This is a genomic window from Thiomonas islandica (assembly GCF_055383445.1).
Genome location: NZ_AP042391.1, coordinates 2,566,206 through 2,588,036, shown reverse-complemented (window position 1 = coordinate 2,588,036; position 21,831 = coordinate 2,566,206). Strand labels below are relative to the sequence as shown.

At 61.5% G+C, this 21,831-nt stretch carries 20 protein-coding genes and 2 tRNA genes; 9 read left to right on the top strand and 13 right to left on the bottom strand.

Annotated features, from left to right (window positions below; translation table 11 throughout):
• Window positions 1-3 precede the first annotated feature (3 nt).
• Window positions 4-1,398, bottom strand: a complete 1,395-nt coding sequence (locus ACZ47F_RS12525; protein ID WP_464925017.1) for an N-acetylmuramoyl-L-alanine amidase — start codon at window positions 1,396-1,398, stop codon at window positions 4-6.
• A 48-nt stretch (window positions 1,399-1,446) separates the two neighbouring features.
• Window positions 1,447-1,971 (bottom strand): tRNA (adenosine(37)-N6)-threonylcarbamoyltransferase complex ATPase subunit type 1 TsaE, encoded by a 525-nt coding sequence (tsaE, locus tag ACZ47F_RS12520; protein ID WP_464925016.1) that lies wholly within the window; start codon window positions 1,969-1,971, stop codon window positions 1,447-1,449.
• Window positions 1,972-1,993: 22 nt separating this feature from the next.
• On the opposite strand from tsaE, the gene queG reads away from it, so the two are divergent.
• The 3 genes from queG (at window position 1,994) to ACZ47F_RS12505 (ending at window position 3,707) form a co-directional block, all read left to right on the top strand.
• Window positions 1,994-3,121, top strand: a complete 1,128-nt coding sequence (gene queG / locus ACZ47F_RS12515; RefSeq protein ID WP_464925015.1) for a tRNA epoxyqueuosine(34) reductase QueG — start codon at window positions 1,994-1,996, stop codon at window positions 3,119-3,121.
• A 15-nt stretch (window positions 3,122-3,136) separates the two neighbouring features.
• Window positions 3,137-3,213, top strand: a tRNA-Pro gene (locus tag ACZ47F_RS12510).
• Between the two features lie 47 nt (window positions 3,214-3,260).
• Window positions 3,261-3,707, top strand: a complete 447-nt coding sequence (locus ACZ47F_RS12505; RefSeq protein WP_464925014.1) for an IS1634 family transposase — start codon at window positions 3,261-3,263, stop codon at window positions 3,705-3,707.
• Window positions 3,708-3,876: 169 nt separating this feature from the next.
• Here the strand turns inward: ACZ47F_RS12505 and ACZ47F_RS12500 are convergent, their stop codons facing one another.
• The 8 genes from ACZ47F_RS12500 to bioA form a co-directional block, all read right to left on the bottom strand.
• Complete coding sequence (locus tag ACZ47F_RS12500; protein ID WP_464925013.1) at window positions 3,877-7,275, bottom strand: pilus assembly protein; 3,399 nt, start codon at window positions 7,273-7,275, stop codon at window positions 3,877-3,879.
• Between the two features lie 33 nt (window positions 7,276-7,308).
• The gene (locus ACZ47F_RS12495) at window positions 7,309-7,869 is read right to left on the bottom strand and encodes a hypothetical protein (RefSeq protein ID WP_464925012.1); all 561 of its coding nucleotides are present in this window, start codon (window positions 7,867-7,869) and stop codon (window positions 7,309-7,311) included.
• The gene (locus ACZ47F_RS12490) at window positions 7,854-9,011 is read right to left on the bottom strand and encodes a PilW family protein (protein WP_464925011.1); all 1,158 of its coding nucleotides are present in this window, start codon (window positions 9,009-9,011) and stop codon (window positions 7,854-7,856) included. The genes ACZ47F_RS12495 and ACZ47F_RS12490 overlap by 16 nt, the downstream gene beginning before the upstream one ends.
• Window position 9,012: 1 nt before the next feature.
• Complete coding sequence (locus ACZ47F_RS12485; RefSeq protein ID WP_464925010.1) at window positions 9,013-9,465, bottom strand: type IV pilus modification PilV family protein; 453 nt, start codon at window positions 9,463-9,465, stop codon at window positions 9,013-9,015.
• A 1,182-nt stretch (window positions 9,466-10,647) separates the two neighbouring features.
• Entirely contained in the window at window positions 10,648-11,865 is a 1,218-nt protein-coding gene (locus ACZ47F_RS12480; protein ID WP_464925009.1) for a cytochrome P450, read from the bottom strand.
• Entirely contained in the window at window positions 11,862-12,578 is a 717-nt protein-coding gene (bioD, locus tag ACZ47F_RS12475; RefSeq protein ID WP_464926642.1) for a dethiobiotin synthase, read from the bottom strand. Before bioD ends, ACZ47F_RS12480 begins: the two co-directional genes overlap by 4 nt.
• A complete protein-coding gene (bioF, locus tag ACZ47F_RS12470) occupies window positions 12,578-13,807 on the bottom strand; it encodes an 8-amino-7-oxononanoate synthase (protein ID WP_464925008.1) in 1,230 nt (409 codons plus the stop codon). Before bioF ends, bioD begins: the two co-directional genes overlap by 1 nt.
• Complete coding sequence (gene bioA, locus ACZ47F_RS12465; protein ID WP_464925007.1) at window positions 13,773-15,155, bottom strand: adenosylmethionine--8-amino-7-oxononanoate transaminase; 1,383 nt, start codon at window positions 15,153-15,155, stop codon at window positions 13,773-13,775. The genes bioF and bioA overlap by 35 nt, the downstream gene beginning before the upstream one ends.
• A gap of 130 nt (window positions 15,156-15,285) precedes the next feature.
• On the opposite strand from bioA, the gene ACZ47F_RS12460 reads away from it, so the two are divergent.
• On the top strand, window positions 15,286-15,471 hold the full coding sequence (locus ACZ47F_RS12460; protein WP_464925006.1) for a hypothetical protein: 186 nt from the start codon (window positions 15,286-15,288) through the stop codon (window positions 15,469-15,471).
• Between the two features lie 113 nt (window positions 15,472-15,584).
• On the opposite strand, the gene ACZ47F_RS12455 is transcribed toward ACZ47F_RS12460, so the two are convergent.
• The 3 genes from ACZ47F_RS12455 to ACZ47F_RS12445 all read right to left on the bottom strand — a co-directional run bounded on the left by ACZ47F_RS12455 (window position 15,585) and on the right by ACZ47F_RS12445 (window position 16,777).
• The gene (locus tag ACZ47F_RS12455) at window positions 15,585-15,770 is read right to left on the bottom strand and encodes a plastocyanin/azurin family copper-binding protein (protein ID WP_464925005.1); all 186 of its coding nucleotides are present in this window, start codon (window positions 15,768-15,770) and stop codon (window positions 15,585-15,587) included.
• A complete protein-coding gene (locus ACZ47F_RS12450) occupies window positions 15,754-15,876 on the bottom strand; it encodes a hypothetical protein (protein ID WP_464925004.1) in 123 nt (40 codons plus the stop codon). Before ACZ47F_RS12450 ends, ACZ47F_RS12455 begins: the two co-directional genes overlap by 17 nt.
• A 100-nt stretch (window positions 15,877-15,976) precedes the next feature.
• Complete coding sequence (locus ACZ47F_RS12445; protein WP_464925003.1) at window positions 15,977-16,777, bottom strand: diguanylate cyclase domain-containing protein; 801 nt, start codon at window positions 16,775-16,777, stop codon at window positions 15,977-15,979.
• A gap of 420 nt (window positions 16,778-17,197) precedes the next feature.
• On the opposite strand from ACZ47F_RS12445, the gene ACZ47F_RS12440 reads away from it, so the two are divergent.
• The 5 genes from ACZ47F_RS12440 to ACZ47F_RS12420 all read left to right on the top strand — a co-directional run bounded on the left by ACZ47F_RS12440 (window position 17,198) and on the right by ACZ47F_RS12420 (window position 21,828).
• A tRNA-Arg gene (locus ACZ47F_RS12440) sits at window positions 17,198-17,274 on the top strand.
• A gap of 309 nt (window positions 17,275-17,583) precedes the next feature.
• On the top strand, window positions 17,584-18,027 hold the full coding sequence (locus ACZ47F_RS12435) for a hypothetical protein (protein WP_464925002.1): 444 nt from the start codon (window positions 17,584-17,586) through the stop codon (window positions 18,025-18,027).
• Window positions 18,028-18,123: 96 nt separating this feature from the next.
• Complete coding sequence (gene istA / locus ACZ47F_RS12430; RefSeq protein ID WP_464926573.1) at window positions 18,124-19,641, top strand: IS21 family transposase; 1,518 nt, start codon at window positions 18,124-18,126, stop codon at window positions 19,639-19,641.
• Complete coding sequence (istB, locus tag ACZ47F_RS12425; RefSeq protein ID WP_464924246.1) at window positions 19,634-20,434, top strand: IS21-like element helper ATPase IstB; 801 nt, start codon at window positions 19,634-19,636, stop codon at window positions 20,432-20,434. The genes istA and istB overlap by 8 nt, the downstream gene beginning before the upstream one ends.
• Before the next feature lie 203 nt (window positions 20,435-20,637).
• Window positions 20,638-21,828: a hypothetical protein gene (locus ACZ47F_RS12420; RefSeq protein ID WP_464925001.1), complete on the top strand. Its 1,191-nt coding sequence runs from the start codon at window positions 20,638-20,640 to the stop codon at window positions 21,826-21,828.
• Window positions 21,829-21,831: the final 3 nt, after the last annotated feature.

Below are 21,831 nucleotides of genomic sequence, written 5' to 3'. Positions count from 1 at the left end.
GCGTCAGGTCAGGATGCGACGTCGCGCCAGCGGCGGGTTGGTATCGAGGTAGGCACGCAGCCCCTCGAAAATGGCCCGGGCCACTTTCTTGCGGTAGGCCGGAGTCTGCAGCCGGGCTTCTTCCTCGGGGTTGCTGATGAAGGCGGTTTCCACCAGCATCGACGGAATGGTCGGCGACTTGAGCACGGCAAACCCTGCCTGCTGCACTTGCCTGGAGTGCAGGTGCACGATCTCACCCATTTTCTCCAGGGTGGGGCGCGCCATCTTGAGGCTGGCATTGATTTTGGCCGTGGTGGACATGTCGAGCAAGACCTTGGCCACCTGATAGCTGCGTGAATTGATGTCGATGCCGCCGATGGCATCTGCCGCATTCTCGCGCTGTGCCATCAACCGGGCCTCGACGCTGGAGGCTCCGCTCTCGGACAGACAGTACACCGACGCACCGCGCGCCTCCGGAGTGAACCAGCCGTCGGCGTGGATCGAGGTGAACAGGTCGGCGTTGGCCGACTGCGCCTTTTCCACCCGCGTCCACAGCGGCACGAAATAGTCGCGGTCGCGGGTCATCATCACCCGCATGTTCGGCGTGTTCAGCGCCAGATCGCGCAGATGGTAGGCGATGAGCAGGACGACGTCCTTTTCATGCACGCCGCTGGGCCCGGTGGCGCCGGGGTCTTCGCCGCCGTGCCCGGGATCGATCGCCAGCAGCATGCTGCGGAAGTTCCGCCGATCGCGGCGCACCGGATCGGCCCGCTGCCCTGGCGTGCCATCGGCCAGAACCTGCGGCGGCTGCTGCGCGGGCAGCGGCTCGTCGAGTTCGCTGCGGTGACGGCGAATCCAATCGCCCAGAGAGTCCTTCTGATCGGTCGGCGCCTGCGCCAGGGTTTGCGGCGCCGCTGCGTTGCCCGCAGCGGCGTCGGCGCGGCGCGCGCGCTCGATCGCCTCCTGCTGCTGCATGAAGGCCATCAGCCGGTCACCGCCATGGGCCGGGTAGAGGTCGAACACCAGCCGGTTCTGGTATGCGGCCACCGGCAGCAGGCTGAACACCTGCGGTTTGACAGCCTGCTTCAGGTCGACCACCAGACGCACTACATCGGGCTTGAACTGACCCACGCGCACGTCCTTGATGAAAGGATCGTCTGCCTTGACCTTGCCCGCGAGTTCGCGCAGTTGGTTGTCGAGTTGCAGGCCCTGAATGTCGACCACCAGCCGGGGCGGATCGTCCAGCATTTGGTGCGACGCGGTCAGTGGGCCATCGGACTCCAGGGTGACGCGGGTGTATTCGGGCGCAGGCCAGACGCGGATGGACAACAGCGTGGCACCGCGGGCCAGCATTGGGGTGGACAGCAGCAGCACCAGGCTGCTGGACTGGACGAGAAAGCGACGGCGTGGTTTGGTCATCGTTTGGCTCCTGCTCCAAAGCCGCGGCGGCAGGCGCCAACCACGGCGTCAGCCGGATCTCTGTCGCTCCGGCAAGGCGTTCAACAACATCGATCCCCAGTGCGTCGCGGCGCGAATGCTGCAGCGGCGTCGTTCGCCCGCCGGTTCCAGTTGCACGGTGAGGTCGGCAGCGGGCAACAGGCTGCGGGCATGCTGCGGCCACTCGACCAGACTCACCCCCGGGCTGCCCACCACATCGCGCAAGCCGGAATCATCCCATTCCTGCGGGTCTGAAAACCGATAGAGATCAATGTGATAGGCGCAAGTCCGAAGAGTTCTCTTCAATTGTAGGTCGGGAATCTCGACGGTGTACTCCTCAACCAGACTGAAACTCGGGCTTTTGATGCGCCCCTGCACCCCCAGCGCGCGCAAAAAGGCACGCGCGAATGTGGTTTTGCCTGCGCCGAGATCGCCTTCGAGGGCGATGAGCAGGGGGGGGCAGCGGTGTTGCATCCACGCCAAGGCCATCGCCCGCGCCAGCGCCTCAGTGGCAAATTCGTCGGCAAGCACACACTCCAGGGCCGCGCAGGACATGTCAGATTTCTAGAATGAGCAAATGGAACAAAGCAGCGCATCGCCCGAATACCTGCGACTGCTCGTGCAAGACATCAAGCAGCAGGGGCGAGCGCTAGGATTCTCGCAAATCGCGGTCAGCGGCATCGATCTCCGGGAGGCCGAGGCACCGCTGCTGGCCTGGCTTGCCGCGGGCCACCACGGCGAGATGCACTACATGCAGCGGCACGGCCTCAAGCGTGCGCGGCCTGCGGAACTGGTGCCAGGCACGCTGCGGGTCATCACCGCGCGCATGGACTACCTGCCGCGTAACGCCGGGGCAGACTGGCGTGCCGTGGAATGGCAGCGGCTGCGCCAGCCCGAAGCCGCCACGGTCTCGCTGTATGCCCGGGGGCGCGACTACCACAAGATCCTGCGCACGCGTCTGCAGCGGCTGGCGGATTTCATCGCTGCGCGCATCGACCCGGGGGTGGTGCGCGTGTTCACCGATTCCGCTCCGGTGCTCGAGGTGGAGCTGGCCGCCCGTGCCGGCCTGGGCTGGCGCGGCAAACACACCTTGCTGCTCAACCGGGATGGCGGCTCGATGTTCTTTCTCGGGGAAATTTTCGTCGGTCTGCCTCTCCCGGTGGATGCGCCGGTGCAGGCCCACTGCGGCAGCTGCACCCGCTGCATCACCATCTGCCCGACGCAGGCCATCGTGGGCCCCGGCCGGCTCGACGCAAGGCGCTGCATTTCCTATCTGACCATCGAACATCCCGGGCCCATTCCGCTTGAACTGCGCCCGCAGATTGGCAACCGCGTTTACGGCTGCGACGACTGTCAGCTGATCTGCCCCTGGAATCGCTACGCCCGGCGCAGCCCTCTGCCGGATTTCGATCCACGTCACGGTCTGGATCGCGCCGGCCTGCTCGAACTGTGGTGCTGGTCCGAGGCGCAGTTCCTGCAACGCACCGAAGGCAGCGCGATCCGGCGCATCGGCTTTGCCCGCTGGCAGCGCAATCTCGCCGTGGCGCTCGGCAACGCCCTGCGCACCAGCGACGACCCAGCCTGGCGCCAGGTTGCCCGCCACAGCCTGCAGCGCGCAGCGCCCAGTGCAAGCGCACAGCTGCGCGAACACATCGACTGGGCGCTGAGACAGGGTGAAGACCGGCCCGATGCCGCAGACCAGTAGAATGCTTTGCTTCATCGGGGCGTAGCGCAGTCTGGTAGCGCATCTGCTTTGGGAGCAGAGGGTCGGAGGTTCGAATCCTCTCGCCCCGACCAAATATCAAGATCGAGGTCGATCTGCATCCGACCTATTCGCCTACACCGTGGGCGAGACCGCGCTCACGCGCGCCGAGCTCAGCGACGGCAAGCTGCTGCTGGTGACGAACACCGCCGATCTCGACCCCGCCGAGGTGATCGCGCGCTACAAGTCGCTGACCGACATCGAACGGGGGTTCCGGGTCCTCAAATCCGAGATCGAGATCGCCCCGGTGTTCCACCGTCTGCCCGATCGCATCCGCGCCCACGCCCTGATCTGTTTCATGGCTCTGGTGCTGTACCGCGTGCTGCGCATGCAGCTCAAGGCTTCGGGCAGCCCCTATTGCCCGGAGCGCGCCCTCGAGATCGTTCGCCACATCCAGCTCCACCAGGTTCGCATCGCCGGCCAGGGCGCCGCCAGCGGCCTGACCGACTTGAGCCCCGAGCAACTCACCCTGTTGGACCAACTTCAACTCGACGCCCCCACCAAAGAGCCCTTCGACATCGCCCCGTAGTGCCAATTTCAAGCGCCTGAACAGAGGCGAATCAATGGCTTACACCAAAATATGTCGAACTCGCGGACCCGGTCGCCGGCATTGTGCCCAAGGGTGTCGTTGATATCCCTTGAAACGATGGTTTACGTCACCCGAAGATTTCCACCACCAAACGGAACATCGTTCTCTTCTACGGCTGCGTCATCCACAGTGGTTGCCACCCCATCACTCCAGATCCCACGTGAATACCCGTGGTTGCAGCGACTTGGAAACCGATATTCTGCTGCGGGTTTTGTTGTGCTGAGCCATAAATTACGCCAGAACCATTGGAGTTTTCCGAGGTGACGGGTGAAAAAGCGGTGCCGTAGCCGATGATCGGATTCGAGGTGAGCACATTGCCGTTTCGTAGATAGAAGCGATTTTGTGGGAATACCCCTGAATCCAAATTGAAAAAATCGTACTTTGCGGTGCTGGGACCACAGATGTCAGCGGAGTTCAACACAGTCACTGGAACAACCAGTGTGTTGTTCTCGACGGCTGAAGCATCTGTAATCGTGCTGTTGGCATCCAACCAATAAGGCGCTGTCGTCGAGGTGACTCCGGGATCGCTCGTTGTTGTCGTCATCGCCGTGCCATTGAAGTAGCCAGAGCCATTGGTTGCGCTCCACCACCATAGCGTCCAGCCTGATGCGCTTGTCGCGACCGCTCCACCAGTGAACTTGAAGACATTGACCTCATGATCCGTGGTTGCCCAGATGTAGTATCCGTTCTGGGTTTGCCCGATGCCAAGGTAACGCACCGGGCCGGCTGATGACGCGTTGGCCACCGTGCCAATCTGAGTGGCGGCCAAACTGTTCGCCGTCGTCCCTGCGGTCAGATCGAAAGACCAGAGATTGCCGCTCACATCACCGACATAGAGTTTTCCGCCGAGCACATCCACCGTTGCTGTCGAGGACGGCGTGAAAGGCAGTTTTGCTTGGCTCGTCCTGCCGTCATAGAGGCGCATGACATTGATGTAAGACGTACTCCCAGACGTGGTGAAATAGTATGCGTAGGCGACTCCATTGGCGTCCCACCAAATGGCCGGCGCCTGTGGTGCGGAGGCGGGAGGTGATGTGGCACCCGATTGGTTGTCAAACCAGATTTTGCTGATGCTTGGCGTACAGGACGATGTCGATGATCCGCAGCCCGTCAATTTGAGGTCATAGTGCAAGGCTCCACTCTGTCCGGTTCCAACGACATACGTCGCCCAGTTGCCGCTGCTATCTGCGCTGTCAACGGTACGCAAGCCGCCGTTCATCGGGACAGTCGATTGGAACGTTCCATAATTTTGGAGTTGAGGCAGAAGGGTTGAAGGCATCCATGCCCATTGTAATGTCCCAGGCGAGCTGACTGAGCCACCAGAGACAGCGTAAAGAAAACCATCGTTCGCAGTAAACAATACCAGCTGAGATCGGGAGGCATTCGTTTTGGCAAACTGCTGATAAGCCGTGTTGGTGATGAAGTAAGGATTATTCGGCCGAGACAGGATGACCGGCTTATCTGCCTGTGAAGTGATGGTTCCCAGAAAACTCCCATTCGCACGACCAGCAAGATATGCACCGCTACTGTATGAAGGGTCGATGGTGTAGTTGATGATGGTTTGCGGTGTTGGGACGATGCTATTAAAAGCGGTAGTTGGCGTGTTTGTGAACAGAATTGGCGACGTACCGTTGCCCTGATCGGTGTACAGAGCGGATTGTCGCTGTTGTGCATTCATGGAGAGTTGCCATGCAGGCGAACTCGACACTGTGCCATTGGCGTCGGTACTGTAGGCATAAAAATATCCTTGCTGGCTACCGTAGAGGTTGTTCGACGCCAAAGCGTAGGCCAATGAGCCATTCTTGACGTAACTCGGTACTGCGGGTGCTGCGGAGAGGACATTGCCTTGTATGGAAGCAAGAATTGACTGGAGGGCCGAATTGAACGCTGAAGGATTGTTTGCGGGATATTGTTGAGATGTGCCCCCAGCAATTGCCATGGCATTGAGCGTGTAATACGCAGCCGGATTGGCTGTCGGGTCCACGCCGGCGCCCAAACCGACCACATAGGTCTTGATGCCTTTCTGGTTCAACGCTTTGATGACGTTGATGGTGTCAATCAATGCCTGGTCATTGGTATTGTTGATGTCGAGCGCGCCCTGGGTCTGACCGCTTGGCAGGTTTCCGCTGTCGTCCTTGATCCCATAGTTGCTGTTTCCGGCAATGCCGTAAAAAGCCGCATAGACGCCATAGCCTTGCCCGGCCGCGCTACCCAGGGGGGGCCAGTTGTTGCTGTTCAGATCCATGGTTGGCAGACCATCGGTCACCAGAATCACATATTGCCCCGCGCAAGACGTGGTGTGGTTGTTCAAAGCATTCAGAAGAATATTGCCTGCGCCCTGCACCAGACCGGCAGTTGGAGACTGATACGCCAACGCCTTGATTTCGCTGGACAAGCTGTTGTTGGTCTCCGCCTGAAGGGCGGTGTTGAACGGAGCCATGGCCGAATTGACGGTCGAACTGTTCGGGCTAGGCCCGAGGTTTGTCATCGGTACAACGGTATTGCTGGTGTTTGCGCTCAAACTCTGCACGTAATAGCCGAAGCCACGCTGGGCGTACATGACTTGGGCAGAATAGGGCACATAGCCTGCGTTGGTTGGAGAGGTGCCAAATTTGCCAATATTAGGCTGGGTGCTGTTGTATGAAACGAAAATCGATCCGCTTTCGTAATTGCTCAGACTGAAATTAGGCGGATATGGTGAAGCCGGATTCGGGCCGTTGTACGAGACGAACAGCCCAGGTAGTCCACCTGCGTAAAGCACGTCGTTGATGTTCGGATCATCACTCGACGCAGCGATCTGCATGTATTGATTGTTTTGCAGGGTGCTGGGGCCGTAGAGATTGGCGATCGAACTGCAATAGTTTTTCACCGACGAGGATGCACTGCTGTATTTGTAACAGGGGTTATTCACCCAACGTGTCGGCGTCGGGGAGGCGTTTGGATTGGCAGCGACAAAGCTTTGATAGGCCGCGTAGGTGGTGAAACCGTTGGTTGGCAGGCTGTTGGCAAACTGAAAACCGTTGCCCGGCGACATGTAATACACCCAGGTCGTATACAAATTCGCGCCCTTGGTCGCGTAGTCCACCAGTGCAAAATCCATACTGGGTAGATATTTATTCAAGACCGAGGTCAAACCGGCCTTGGCAATATTCAGGCGACTGGCGCTGTTGTCCACCAGCGTGCCATTGTTGTTGTAGGTGTAGGGCGCGGAGGCAGTCTGGCTCGGTGTCATTGGCGGGGTGAAGCCCGCAGGCACGGAGTATTGCTGCGGCGAGCTGCTGTTGTACAGGCTGGTGAGCCCGCTGGGTAGGTTCCCCGAGCCGGTCATGATCGCGCCGGTGAGGTCACCGTCCATCGACTGAGAATTGCCCAGGGCAATCACGATCTGAGGGCGGTTCGAGCCTGCCGCATAGGCTGCCTGAGGCAGCACCGGCTGCAAAACAACAGAAACAATGGCGACGCCCAACAGAATCTTCGAGTATTGGCGTTTTTTCTTCGTGCAGATCATGGTGTTTGAACCTCGGAAGATTTCTGTGTGATCTCAGGGACGGATGCAGGCACGGTAAACAGCCTGCTCTGAGGCGCTCCCTGCAGCAGGATTCTGTGGTGCAGTTGCTTGAACCCAGAGGTTATAAAAGACTGCGACGTAGCCAGAATTACCACATAAGGTCGGATCGACCACGCCGGTGGGAGTCACCAGCTGCTGGATGTTGAAAGTCTGTCGACCTGTTCCATTGTTGAGGGGGAGCGTGTAGCTCTGACAAAGGGGTGTCGTATTCGATGCACAGGTTTGCCAGAATGAGGCCGATGTGGGTTGAACCCGAACTGACTGAGGGACGAACCAAGCAGGCGGCGATGGTTGATACTCGAGCAGGCCACCCGTGCCGATCGATTGAGCCACATTGCTCCGCAAGGTGGCCATCGCCTGGTTGGCGGCATCACGCGCCTGCGACCGCCAAAGCGCAGAATTCGCAAACTGATCGTTTTGAAAGCTGCGCTGAAAAATCGCCATGAGGGCGAGTGGCAGCAAGATCAAAAACAGGGCGACAATGATCAGCAGCGCCGCCCCGCGCTGCTGGTGGCGATTCAAGGCGCGTTCCATGCGACATTCCTCAGATACACGGTTTGGGTGTACAAGGCATACTGATTCTGGTTGTTGGGGGGGGTGAACGTCTCATCGAGTACCTTGATCGAAGGGGGATTGTTGGTGCGGTTGCCGGTATTGGGTTTTTGCATCAACAAGGCAAACTGCACAGCACCCACCTGACCCTGCTGGTTGTTGGCCTGGATCGTGTCCCAGGAGACAAAGCGACCAATCTGCCCGTTCTGGATCGGTGCGAACAGGGCGCGCAGCAGCGCAACGTTCTGTGCCACCGGGACATCGCTGACCACCGTCCCCACAGAGTTCACGACCGTGCGGTAAAGATCGGGCGTGGCTGGGTTCTGCGGATCGGGTCGAATGCTGTAGGTCACGAGTAGTGGCCCTGTCGCCCCTGAAATTTGACCAAAATTCTGCACATAGGCCTGTTGCAAATCTGAAGTCGTGATTGCAGGACTCAAGGGAGGATTGGCGTAGCTGCTCACCCCACTGAACCCGTTGGGCGGATTGATGTTTGCGGCACTGTTTCCTTGGTTGTGGACGATATTGTTCGCTCCACCGATATTTGATACTTGAAATCGAATGCAGATGTTGCGAGAGGGCAGCACCACGATGTCGACATCGCCGACATGAAATGTCGACGAGTCCGCCACGAATATCGCCGCGTTATTGAGCGTTCCATTATTGGCCTTGACGACGCGTATTCCGCCGGGTACCGCTGTGTTGCCTATGCCAAATCCGCTGGCATAAAAAATCGAAACGGCATCGGTTTGAGCCCCGCCTGGACTGGCATATCCATAGGCGGTCGATGTCGTGCCCGGCACAACGCCTGACGTGGTTTGCTGCACGGCAGAAACGGGCCACTGCGATGTCACCACATTCGGCGCGGTATTTCCGTTGTAAACAAGCAGGCGGGAGCAGCGATTCTGACCTGATGGCCCGTTCATCATGAATCCGGCGCGAGCCAGATCGTCGGCCAGTAGCGTGACGCCGACGCGCGATGTGTTTTGCAGCTGGGATTCACCGCTGGCTCGCAACCCGCCAACACTGATGGCCGAGTAGGAGGCAAAGATGAAAAGTCCAAGGACCGCCGACACACCCAGGGCGACGAGGAGTTCAATGAGTGTGAAACCACGTTCGCGCATATCAGAACCCATCCTGCATGACGAAGGTGCGTTGCAAAGTGCCGCCGAAAGCCGAACGCAAGGCGAGAATCGCCGTGATCTGGCAGGGTGCGGTCGGACTGCATGGATTGGGCTGCGTGTTCAACTGCACGCCCTGGAGATCTGGGTAAATCTGACGTTGCGCCGTCCACCAGGTTTGAAGCAGGCTCGGAGCGGTGCCCCCCACTCCCGTGCCCAGCGCTGTGCCATTGAGCGAGGCCAGAATTTGTGGATTGCCTTCTATGGTGGCGAGCAGACTGCGCGATGTCGACGTTGCGATGAATGTGCGTGATGCCTGGGCATTGGCTGTAAAAGCATTTGCAGCCAGGAGCGTCATGGTGGATGCTCCGATCAAGAACACGAGCATGGCAATGAGCACTTCCAGCAACGTGATGCCCTGTTGACGTGCTGCCGTGATGGGGTGACGAGAGATCATGGTGTTGGTGTCGTGAGTCCAGATGACAGGAGCGTGACTGTCCATGTTGTGCCACCGCCCGAAACGGAAAAAGTCTGATCACGAGTTAAGGGCGAGCAGGTCGTGCTGCCTGCACTGGTAGAGCAAGATGCAGCAGAGCCATCGCCCATGAAACTGACCGTCCCGAGATTGCCGGTACAGCTCACCAACCATCCGCCGACACCGGAGGAACTGGTCAACGTGGTGTTCGCCGGTCCGTTGGCCGTGACGGTGTAGCCACACCCGTTGGGAGTAAATGTCGTGATGGTTGAAGTGTTGAGGGCGTATTGCCGGGCGTAGTCAAGGGCGTCCTTGACCGATCGGGCAGTCTGCCGCGCCTCCGACGCAAGAATTTGATTGCGTACATTCGGCACCGCGATGGCCAAGAGTACCGCTGCGATGGCGACTGTGACCATCAACTCAAGCAGGGTGAACCCCTGGGCTGTGAGCCTAGACTGTGTGACTTGTGAGTGCATGTGTCAATCTTGCCAGAAAAATCACGGTCCGCAGCAACTTACCGACGAACGGTCGAAAAATGCCGACGAACGGTCTTTAATTACATTTAATTACATATCGTTCAATTTGCCATTTATTTTTTATGGGCACTTTACTCACAAGCTCGCGCGAGGCCATCGACCTTGGGCGCTAGCGGGCTGGACAGTGGTGTCCAGGTCACCACGGGTTTCACTGGCGGCAGCCTGGCGCCATCGACAGCCCATTGCGCCATTCGCCCTCCGGGGACCGCAGGCACGATCACACCGGCCTGACTGAAAACCCGCACCCCGTAGGCTTCGCCAGCGGGGCTGTGCAGCTGGCTGGTGTTGTATGCCGACACGTTGCGCGCAGAGCGACTGAGCGTCTCCAGCTTCGAGCAATCCGGTCTGCGCAGCCCTCAGGTTATCGCAGGGCTGGAGCGCCTGCTCGATGTGCAGTCTCATGCTGCAGGTGGCAACTGTTGATCTGCACCAGACAGATGTCCACAGAATGCCCTTGCCCGATCAACTCTCGGGCGAGCGCGCGGCCTCTGCGAGGTCGTTGGGTTTTTGTAGCTCTCCCCGTGGTGTTGTCGTGCAGCGCAAGGGGCTTGCCACCGCTTTCCTGCTGGACGATGGCGGCAATTTTTAGCGGGGTAATGGCCGGAGTGGCGCCTACTGGGCGGTCACATCAAGCGGCCTGCAAAATCAACGATTGCAAGCCGCGATAAGCCGGGTTTTCCATCCACTGAGGTGTGGCCTGAGCCAGCCGCAGACCGGGCCAGCGCACAAGCAACCGCCGCAGCGTCATTTCGACCTCTAGCCGGGTGAGCGCCGCGCCAAGGCAGGCGTGGATGCCCGAGCCGAACGCAAGTGCGCCGGGATCGGGCCGCAGGATGTCGAGCTGCTCTGGGTGTACATGGCGAGCCGGGTCTCGGTTGGCAGAGCCGATCAACGGCAGGATCAGATCGCCGCGCTGCAGCTTTTGTCCGTGCAGGGTCAGTGCGGTTGTCACGCGCCGACCGGTATATTGCACCGGGCTGTCAAATCGCAGCAGTTCGCGCACCGCGCCGGGCGTGCGGTCGGGATCGTCCAGCAGGCTTTGCCATTGTTTGGGGTGGGTGAGCAGGGCGTGCAGGCCGTTGCCCAGCAGATTCCGTGTGGTCTCATGTCCGGCGAACAGCAGCATGGCGCATTGCGCAAGGAGTTCCGCGTCATCTTTGAGCGCACCTTGCGCGCGGGCCTGGCGCAGCTTGGCAAGCAGCCCGTCTGGGTCGTTCTGGTGCGAATGGCGCAACTGCTGTTGGAAATAGTCGGTCAGTGCCAGCACGCTGTCCTGAGCGCGCAGCGCAAGGGTGTGCGTGGGTTGCGGCGCGCCGATGAACGCGGCCAGATCGTCCGACCAGCGCAAAAGGTCGGCGCTGTCACTCGGATCGACGCCCAGCATCAGCGCGATCACCTGCACCGGCAAGGGTCGGGCAATGTGCGCCATCGCATCGAACCGCTGGGCCGGGTCGATGGCATCGAGCAGGGCGTCCACGATCTGCGCGATGCGCGGCCGCAGGCGCGCCACGGCCTCCGGGCGGAAGGCCGCCTGCATCAGACAGCGGACCCGGCCATGCTCGGGAGGGTCGAGAAACAGCAGGGCACGGGAAAACAGGCGCTGAAATCGGGTCAGTTCACCGCGCTCGGTCTGTACGTCGTTGATCCAGCCCCCCGTGCGTTGGGCGGAAAACCTCGGATCGCGCAGCACAGCCTCCACATCGGCATGCCGAGTCAGTAGCCAGGCGCCACCGAAGAATTCTGTACTCCAGTGCAACGGCCCGGCCTCGCGCAATGCCTCATAGGTGGGGTAGGGGTTGGCGAGAAACGCGGCATCGACCAGTGGCCGCTCTACTAGCGACGTCATTGAGCGAAGACCTGCCGCAAACCGGCTGGATCGAGGTGGTGCAGGATGGCCTGCGGGCTCGGCTTAGACAGGCGGGGGACGTGACCCAGAGCGACCGCGCCGTACCGCGTCGATAGCATCTGCCGCAGCGTGTCGAGGTTGTCCTTCATCCAAAGCATGCCCGGATCGACCGTGTTGCCCACCCAACCGGCCAGCCGCAACCCGCGTGCCTGCACGCTTTGCGCCGTGAGCAGGGCATGATTGAGGCAGCCCAGACGCAGGCCGACGACCAGCACCACCGGCAGGCCAAGCGCCTGCGCCAGATCGGCAGTGTCGCGCTGCGTGTCCAGGGGCACGACGAATCCGCCGACGCCTTCGACCACCAGAGCATCCGCCTTGCTGGCAAGATGCCGCGCAGCGTGCAGTAGAGCGTCGAAGTCGATCACCCGACCTTCCTGTGCAGCGGCGAGATGTGGCGCGCAGGCGGCCTGGAACTGGCAGGGGCCGACTTCTGCATCGGTGAGCGGAACCGAACTGGACTGACGCAATAGCTGCACATCGGCATTGACCCACCGGCCTTCCTGCTGCTCCAGACCGGCGGCAACCGGCTTGAATCCGGCGCTGCGCCAGCCCTGAAGCGCGCACCAGTGCAGCAGCGCCGCGCTGATATGGGTCTTGCCTACCTCGGTGTCGGTGCCGGTGACAAAGCATCCGCGCTGTGCAATCGGAGGCATCATCTGACGTCTTGCGCAATGCAGTGCAATGCGCAAAGCAAGTGTTCGATGTCTTCGGCGGTGTGTGCGGCGCTGAGGGTGATGCGCAGTCGTGCCGTGCCCACAGGCACGGTGGGCGGGCGGATAGCAGGAATCCACAGTCCCCGCGCCTCTAATGCGGCGGACAGGGCCAGCGCTTGCACGTTATCGCCCACGATCAAGGGCTGGATGGGTGTGTCGGACGCGCCCAGACGCCAGCCGAGCTCGGGGAACTGGTCGATCAGGGTTTGCAGACCGTTGCGCAACTGGACGACATACTGCTGCAGTAGGACGCGGCGCTGGACCCCTTCCTCGCTGGCAATGAGTTGCAGGCTGCTCAGCAGCGCATAAGCCAGCGCGGGCGGCGCGGCCGTGGTGAATACCGCGCTGCGTGCGGTCTGCATCAACCAGTCGATGATGACCGGATGCGCCGCGACGAAGGCCCCGGCGATGCCGGCCGCCTTGCTCAGCGTGCCCATCAGAATGAACCGCTCGCTGCGCAGCCCCGCATGCGCAAGACTGCCCTGGCCCTTCGGGCCGAGCACCCCAAAACCATGCGCATCGTCGAGGATCAGCCAGGCATCATGCTGCTCGGCTAATGCCAACAGGCCGGGCAGATCGGCCAGGTCACCGTCCATGCTGAACACGGTGTCGGTGACGATCAGGCGCAGCGGTGTGGCGCACGTCTGCAACTGGCGCCGCAGTGCATCGAGGTTGGCGTGGGGATAGCGTTGTACCTCAGCCTTAGCCAACCTGGCGCCATCGATCAGCGAGGCGTGGTTGAGCTTGTCGCAAAACAGCGTGGCCTGCGTGTCACCCAGTGCGGTCAGCAGCGCCAGATTGGCCATGTAGCCGGTACTGAAGGTTAGCGCGCGCGACTGAGGGATGTAGGGTGCCATCCAATCGGCCAGGAGATTTTCTAACGCGTCGTGCGCCAGTGAATGGCCGCTGACCAGGTGCGAGGCGCCACTGCCCGCGCCATAGCGGCGGGCGCCTTCGGCAATCGCCTCGATCAGCGCAGGGTGATTGGCTAGGCCGAGGTAGTCGTTGCTGCAGAAGCCCAGCAGTTCGCGTGGCTGGGTACTGATGGCGTGCGGCCCGCCACAGACCAGTTGTTGGGGGGCGCACGCGGTGAGGGTCGTGCGACGTTGGCGTAGCAGGCCCTTGGCCGCACGCTCATGCAATTGCTGGTTCAGATGATCGATGAGCATCGGGATCGGGCTGTTGCAGCACATCGCCCAGCGTGGCGTACACCTGCTCGGCCAGCCAGCGAGACAGCGACGGATTGAGCACATAGGGCGGCATGAGATAGACCGTGGTTCCGATGGGGCGGATAAGCAATTCGCGCACCCGGCCGGCGAGATGAAACCGCTCGGCAAAGCGCGGACCGGCAAAGGGCTCGCGCACGTCGAATGCCCAGATCATGCCCATCTGGCGGACATAGGCGATGCGCGGGTCGTCCGCCAGCGGAGCCAGGGCTTCGGTCAGCACGCGCGCTTGGCTCGCGTTGTTCTGCAGCACGGTTCCGTCACCGAGGCGGTCGAGCACCGCCAGCGCCGCCCGACAGGCCAGCGCGTTGCCGCTGTAGGAGTGCGAGTGCAGAAATCCACGGGCCACCTCGTCGTCGAGGAAGGCGGAATAGATGACTTCGCGCGACAGCACCACGGACAGGGGCAAATAACCGCCAGTGATGCCCTTGGACAGGCACAGCAGATCGGGCCAGATCGGCGCCTGTCCGGCAGGCGCGGCCTGTTCGAAGGCGAAAAACGTCCCGGTGCGGCCATAACCCACGGCAATCTCGTCAGCAATGAGCAGCACTTGGTAGGCATCGCACAGGGCGCGCGCTTCGCGCAAGTAAAGTGGGTCATAGAACGCCATGCCGGTGGCGGCCTGCACCAGAGGCTCCACAATGAGCGCGGCGATATGTCCGGCGCGCGCCTCGAACAGCGCGCGCAGTTCGTCCACGGCACGGCGCGCCACGTCGGCGGCGGTTTCGCCTGGCTGCGCCTGCCGCGCGTCGGGCGACATGACCTGATGCGCGCGCATGAGCAGCGGGTCATAGGCATCGCGGAAGATGGCCACATCGGTCACGGCGAGCGCGCCCAGTGTCTCACCGTGATAGCTTTGGCGCAGACAGACGAATTCGGTCTTGCCAGCCTGCCCTCGGTTACGCCAGTAATGCGCGCTCATTTTCAGCGCGATTTCCACCGCGGAGGCACCGTCGCTGCCGAAAAAGCAGTGGCCCAGAACCTGGCCCGTCAGTGCCGACAAACGCTCGGCCAGTTCGACCGCCGGGGCATGCGTGCAGCCAGCAAGCATGACATGTGGTAGTTGGTCGAGTTGCTCCTTGAGCGCGGCGTTGATGCCGGGATCGGCATGACCGAACAGATTGACCCACCAGGAACTGCTGGTGTCGAAATAACGCCTGCCAGACTCATCAAACAGCCACGGCCCTGCGCCACGCACCATCGCCAGGGGCGGAGCGTGCGTGGCGCGCTGCATTTGTGTGCAGGGATGCCAGACAGCCTGCACACTGCGTTGGGTGAGGGATGGGGACATCTGCGCCAGTTATTGCGATCGGTGCCGCACGCCGACAGTCGCTTCCTAGGGCTGAAGAGGACCACGGCGCATCCGCAAAGACGCGCATCTTACAACCCAGCAACTTACGGCGTATGCCGCCCAGCTTGAGGTGGGGATCGACAACCAGCTCACCTTGGAAGATGGCCGGCGGGGTCTCGAAGGCTATCTGATGCCGCAGATCGCCTATCACGTCTCACCGGTTTGGTTATTGGCCATGGGTGAGCAGATCATGTTTCAGCAAGGCGGGGCGCAACCGCAGTGGGCTACCTGGATGATGGTCGAACGCGAGTTTTGAGGCTGGCCAGCCGGGGTCTTGGGAAACAAGAACGACTGGACACGCATCCCGATTGGGGCCAACCAGGATCCGGCGCAGTTTGGCGTCGGATGATCCGTGGTCAGCAGCCCAGCTTAGCTTGCGGCGCTGACGATGATTTTTCCAACCATGTAGGGGTGGTAGTCGCAGTGGTAGCTGTAGGTGCCAGGCTGGGTGAACGTGTAGGAGTAGCTTTGCCCTTGGCTGAATCCTTGTGAGCCCCACTGGTGGTTGTCGCCTGTGACGGTGTGGGGTGCGGAGTCGTCATTGGTCCACGTCACTGTGGTGCCCGGCTTGACCGTGATGGCCAATCTCGATTTTGAGATAGTGCACCGGCAAGTCCATCAGGTACAGAAACGACGAGTAGCCGCTGCCAAAATCATCCACAGCCAGCTCAAACCCGAAATCCAACAAGGGCTTTCATACAAACATCCAAGGAAAAGTCTCTGTATTACAGATGGGAAAAAATCACAGGCAACAAGATGACTCACAATGACTGACCAAACAGTTGACAACGATTCTTGCCGCCCTGCTTGGCCCAATACATCGCGGCGTCGGCATGCTTGACCAGTTGCTCGGGGATCGTGCCGTGTTCCGGGTAGATTGCCGCGCCAATGCTTGTGCCGATCTGGCAAGACCGTCCGTCGAGCACGAATGGGCTGGACAGCGCATGCAGCAGGCACTCGCTGACGCGCTGGATGTTGTGCGGCGCCTTGATGTCACTCAGGATGACAGTGAACTCGTCGCCCCCCATCCGGGCGACTGTGTCGGAGGCCCGCACACAATCCGAGATGCGACGGGCCGCCTCCTTGAGCAGCGCATCGCCTGTGGCGTGTCCGTAGGTGTCGTTGACCGCTTTGAAGCCATCCAGATCGAGATAGAGCACAGCAAAGGTCTGCTGCGCGCGGCGCGAATGGGCAATGGCTTGCCGCAGGCGGTCGTAGAACAACATGCGGTTGGGCAGATGGGTGAGTGGGTCGTGGTAGGCCAGATGCGCGATCTGGTCGTTGCTTGTTTTCAACCGGGTGAGCAGTTGCCACAAAAAAAGCGCTTGGAATCCGCCGATGACGTGAGCGGCTCCCAAAGCGTCCTGTGCGGCCGTGCTGACTGTCTCGTCGCCAGTGAGGTTGAGCGCCATGCAAGGGCGACAAGACTCAAAGGCCTGCTGCGCAACAGTGAAACACGCGATGCCATGCTGCTTTGCGAGCCGCATGGCCGGAGCGTCTGGATTGTTGTCCATGAGGCCGACGATCTCCACCAAGGGGTCGCCCAGAAACAATTCCAGCATGGCCGTGCCGCCACGCCCACCACCGATCACCAGCACGCGCTGCCGGGTGGGGGGACGATGCGCTGCATGCAACGGTGTTGGTCTCTCAGGGATCATTGTCCGAGGAGCGCCTCGATCATGCAGACGGACAGCTAATCGACGGCGCCCCTTTGCGGCGGATTTGCGCCCGCCACCCTGTCGGTCTCTGCTCGATGTACGCCATGATCCATTCCCCCTGTGCTCTCCCAAATGAGTTGGGAAGTTCTGCTAAAGCCACTGTTGATGCGGCTTTCAAGCATAATAGCCTTATCCTTTTTGGGAGCAGAGGGTCGGAGGTTCGAATCCTCTTGCCCCGACCAACCATCCGCGTCATGCATTGCCTGCCAGGGGCGTCACACGCCCAGCTCCGCACGGAGCCTGCCTGAAGTCAGTCCGACCGATCTGCCCGTAGCTCAGCTGGATAGAGCAACGGCCTTCTAAGCCGTAGGTCACTGGTTCGAATCCAGTCGGGCAGGCCAGAAATACCCATAGAATCAACGAATTACAGAACAAGCCCACACTAACCATGTGGGCTTTTTTTCGTCCTTTGTGGGGATCCATTCCCACTGGATTCCCACAGCCGCGGTGAATTCCGGTGAATGGGTTTGAGTCGCGATGACGCGCATTGAATTCACTTTTGCTCATCATCAATCATTCCCACCCCGTTCCCACCACAACAGGCTCGTTACGTTTCGTAGAACAGCACTCTACGCAATTAAACTATCAAACGAAATAAAAATAGTGGATGGTGTTGACAATCAAGCATGACATGTGATTTAATTTTAGCCATGAACCCAGCCAAGGCCCGAACCTCGACCGCCGCCGCCCTGCGCGACGGCGAGCGGCGCTTCGCGCGGCGCGGGGTCTGGCTCATGCTGTTGCTCGGGCTGATCTCAGCCTGCGGGCCGGCCATGGCTCACGGGCTTGGAGTTGGCCAGGCCGCCTTGTTTGGTTCGGCGACCCTCTCACTCGTGTTTTTGGGGATGCTTGCCGGGGAGCAGGTTCAAGAGCAGCTTGCGGAAAAGGTTCAGGGCCTGTTCAGGTTGGCGGGATTGCATGACTCCGCTACCCAGCTTGTCGAAGTCGACCAGCCCCACGCGGCCGCCATCCGCCGTCCGCGCCCGGCACCCGTCCCGAATATTCGGGGCCGGGCGCTTGCTGCGCTGACGCTTTCCCCCAAGCTGCTTCCTCGCCCGGCTTCTGCCCGCGTGTTGTTACCGACCGAAAATTGAGCCACTTTTGAGGGTTGTGCCGACCGAAAACTGAACCAGGTGTTCGACCTACCCTGCTGCATTTCTGTGCGGTGGGGGACAGCAGGAATGATCACCATGGACATGATCGGCAAGATTCGGCGACTACACCGCCGGGACCATCTCAGCGAGCGCGAGATTGCGCGCAAGACGGGCCTATCGCGCAACACCGTGCGCAAGTGGTTGCACGGCGAGGTGCCAGAGCCACCGAAGTATCAGCGCACGGCGCAGGCGTGCAAGCTCACGCCGTTTGAGGACAGCATCAAGCTGGCCCTCAAAGTGGATGCGAGGCGGCCGCCGCAGGAGCGGCGCACGGCGCAGGCGTTGTTCGCCGAGATCAAGGCGGCGGGTTACACGGGGAGCTACAGCCGCGTGACGGACTTCATTCGTGCATGGCGGCGAGCCGCCGGCCAAGAGTCCGGCGGCAAGGCGTTCGTTCCGCTGCGCTTTGAGTTGGGTGAGGCATTCCAGTTTGACTGGAGCGAAGAGGGGCTGGTGGTCGGCGGGATCTACTACCGGGTGCAGGTGGCCCACATGAAGCTATGTGCCAGCCGTGCCTTCTGGCTGGTGGCCTACCCGAGCCAGGGTCACGAGATGCTGTTCGATGCGCACACACGCTGCTTTGCGGCGCTGGGTGGCGTGGCTCGGCGCGGCATCTACGACAACATGAAGACCGCCGTGGACAAGGTCCGCAAGGGCAAGGGTCGGGTGGTCAACGCGCGGTTCGCTGTGATGTGCGCACACTACCTCTATGACCCGGACTTCTGCAACGTGGCCTCTGGCTGGGAGAAGGGGGTCGTTGAGAAGAACGTGCAGGACAGCCGCAGGCGCATCTGGATTCAAGCCGCCAAGGAGCGATTCGGTAGCTTTGCCGAGCTCAACGCGTGGCTGGGCGATCGCTGCCGGGCGCTGTGGGATGAGGTGCGACATCCCGAGCACGACCAGTTCACGGTGGCCGAGATGCTCGACCTCGAACGTCCGCACCTGCTGCCAATGACGATGTCATTCGACGGCTATGTGGAGAAGCCCGCGCGCGTGTCCAGCACCTGCCTCGTGTCGGTGGCGCGCAACCGCTACTCGGTGCCCAGCGAGTGGGCCGGGCAGATCGTCAGCACGCGGCTGTATCCCGGCCAGGTGGTGATCGTTGCCGACGACAAGGAGGTCGCGCGCCATGCGCGGCTGAGCAATGCGGGTGAGACCCGCTACGACTGGCAGCACTACGTGCCGCTGGTGCAGAGAAAGCCGGGCGCCCTGCGCAATGGGGCACCCTTCGCCGACATGCCCGAGCCACTGCAGCGCTTGCGGCGCAGCCTTCTCCGCACGGCAGGGGGCGACCGCATCATGGCGCAAGTGCTGGCGATTGTGCCCACCGCTGGACTGGACGCTGTGCTCGTCGCTGCGGAGTTGGCCCTGGAGAACGCGCCGCCATCGGGGCGCGTCAGCGTGGAACATGTGATCAACGTGCTGGGCCGACTGACGCCCACGGTCGTGCCACAGAACGCGGCCACGACACTGCAGGTCAACATCGTGCCCATCGCCAATACCGCGCGATATGACGCCCTGCGGACCTGCGACGAGGGAGCGGACCATGCGTGACCTCGCTGTGGAACTCAGGCAGTTGCGGCTGCATGGCATGGCTGGAGCGTGGGCCGACCTGACCGAGCAAGGAGACCGTTCGGAAGCCGCCAGCAGCCGCTGGCTACTCGAACACCTGCTGCAGGCCGAGGTGACCGATCGCGCCATGCGCTCTGTGAACTACCAGATGCATACGGCGAAGTTCCCGATGCACCGGGACTTGGCCGGTTTCGACTTCGACGTCTCACCAATCGACCGCAAGCTCATCGCGCTGCTTGCCGAGACCACGTTCACCGAGGCCGCCCACAATGCGGTCCTGGTGGGCGGCCCGGGCACGGGGAAGACGCATCTGGCCACAGCCATTGGCGTGTCCGCCATCACGCAGCATGGCAAGCGTGTGCGCTTTTATTCAACCGTCGACCTGGTCAATGCACTGGAGCAGGAGAAGGCTCAGGGCAAGGCTGGACGCATCGCTGCCAGCTTGCTGCGGCTGGATCTGGTGATCCTCGATGAACTGGGCTACCTGCCGTTTAGCCAGGCTGGCGGCGCGCTACTGTTCCATCTGCTGAGCAAGCTCTATGAGCACACCAGCGTGATGATCACGACCAATCTGGACTTCGCCGAATGGTCCAGCGTGTTCGGCGACGCGAAGATGACGACGGCGTTACTCGACCGGTTGACCCACCACTGCCACATCGTCGAAACCGGCAACGACTCGATCCGCTTCCTGCGCAGCACCGCTGAGGCCAAGACTCGGATCAAGGCGCGCGAACAGGCTCGCAAGGCCGCGCAGACAGCAATGCCAAGTGACTGACGCAGCCGAGAGGGAAGCCGCTCCGGGCGACGCCCTGCGCAGCTTCCCTCTCGGCATCAACCCACCAACGAAGGAGACCACGACCAAGGCAAACCTCTACACTGATTCACAGCCGGGCAACAACAAACCGGCTTCCACCCCTGGCTCACAATTGCGTCGGCACGGTGGTTCAGAATTGCATCGGCGCCAACACCCGCCAGAGCATGCTGTCGGGCGGGATGCTCGAAGGACCATCGGTCCGGTGGGCCGACGGACCCCGCGAGTATGCCGTCGGTGACCGTGTGCTCGTGCGCAAGAACAGCCGCGAGGCCGACGTGAAGAACGGCCAGCTCGGCACGGTCCTGCACGTTGATGCGCAGCTCATCACCATCGCCCTCGACAACGGCCGCACCGTCACCTTGCAGGGCGACGTCTTCGATCCCTCGCGGCTCGAACGAGGTTATGCCGTCTCTGTCCATAAGTCACAAGGCGCGAGCGTGCTGCACACCTACAACCTCGCGTGCGGCGGCAACCTAGACAAGCTCCTGGCCTACGTGCAGGGGACCCGCCACAAGGACTCGGCGTATCTGGTCCTCGTCGCGTCGGATCTCGAGCGCCTCGCCGCGTTGGCCGGCGTCGAGATCGACGGCGACATGGCAATGACCCCAATGCAGATGCTCCAGGCCGCCGCCGCGAAGCTCGGCGAGGCCGCGCCGCACGAGGACGTGGCCGACTTCCAGGTGGATGTTGAGCCCTCCGCACAGGCACAAGTCACTTCCCCGACCGCGCGATCTGAGGCCCGCGCAGCCGCCCCGTCCAAGGCCTCGCAGGAGAACGAAACTATGAGCACCAATCCCAATCCCGAACGCGCCCAAGCGGCGCGAGCCCACGCCGCGGCATGGTTCGACCGGTCGCATTTCACGCGCGGCCGTAAAGATCCCTCCGACGCCGAGATTCTGGCGTGGGCGTACCTCCATGACCGCGCCGATTCGGCCGGAATGCCACCCGACGAAGCGCCGATACCTGACCCGCGCGACGTGCCCGAGTGGGCGATGCAACTGCGCGAGGCTGCCCGGTCGGCCTCGGCCGCGCAAGTCATGCGTGACGAGATCCAAAACCTGCAGGGTTTTTGTGAATTTGAGCACGAAAACGCACGTGAGAGGGCTTTCGAAGCCGCCGAAGGCCCTCCCGAAAACCCTGCCGACCACCTCGACCCTGCTGCACGTTGGCTTGACAGGGTGATGCCCGGCGAAGAAGAGCATGCCCAGGCCGACGCGGCCACGGCCGAAACGGAAACGGTTGGTGAGGCCCCGTGGACACCGCCCGACGGCTCAGATCCGGGCGACCCCAATTGGCTGGGCTGGCAGGCGGAGCAGGCGTCCTGGGCTACCGAGGGAGAAGCCGAAGCCGAATAACCA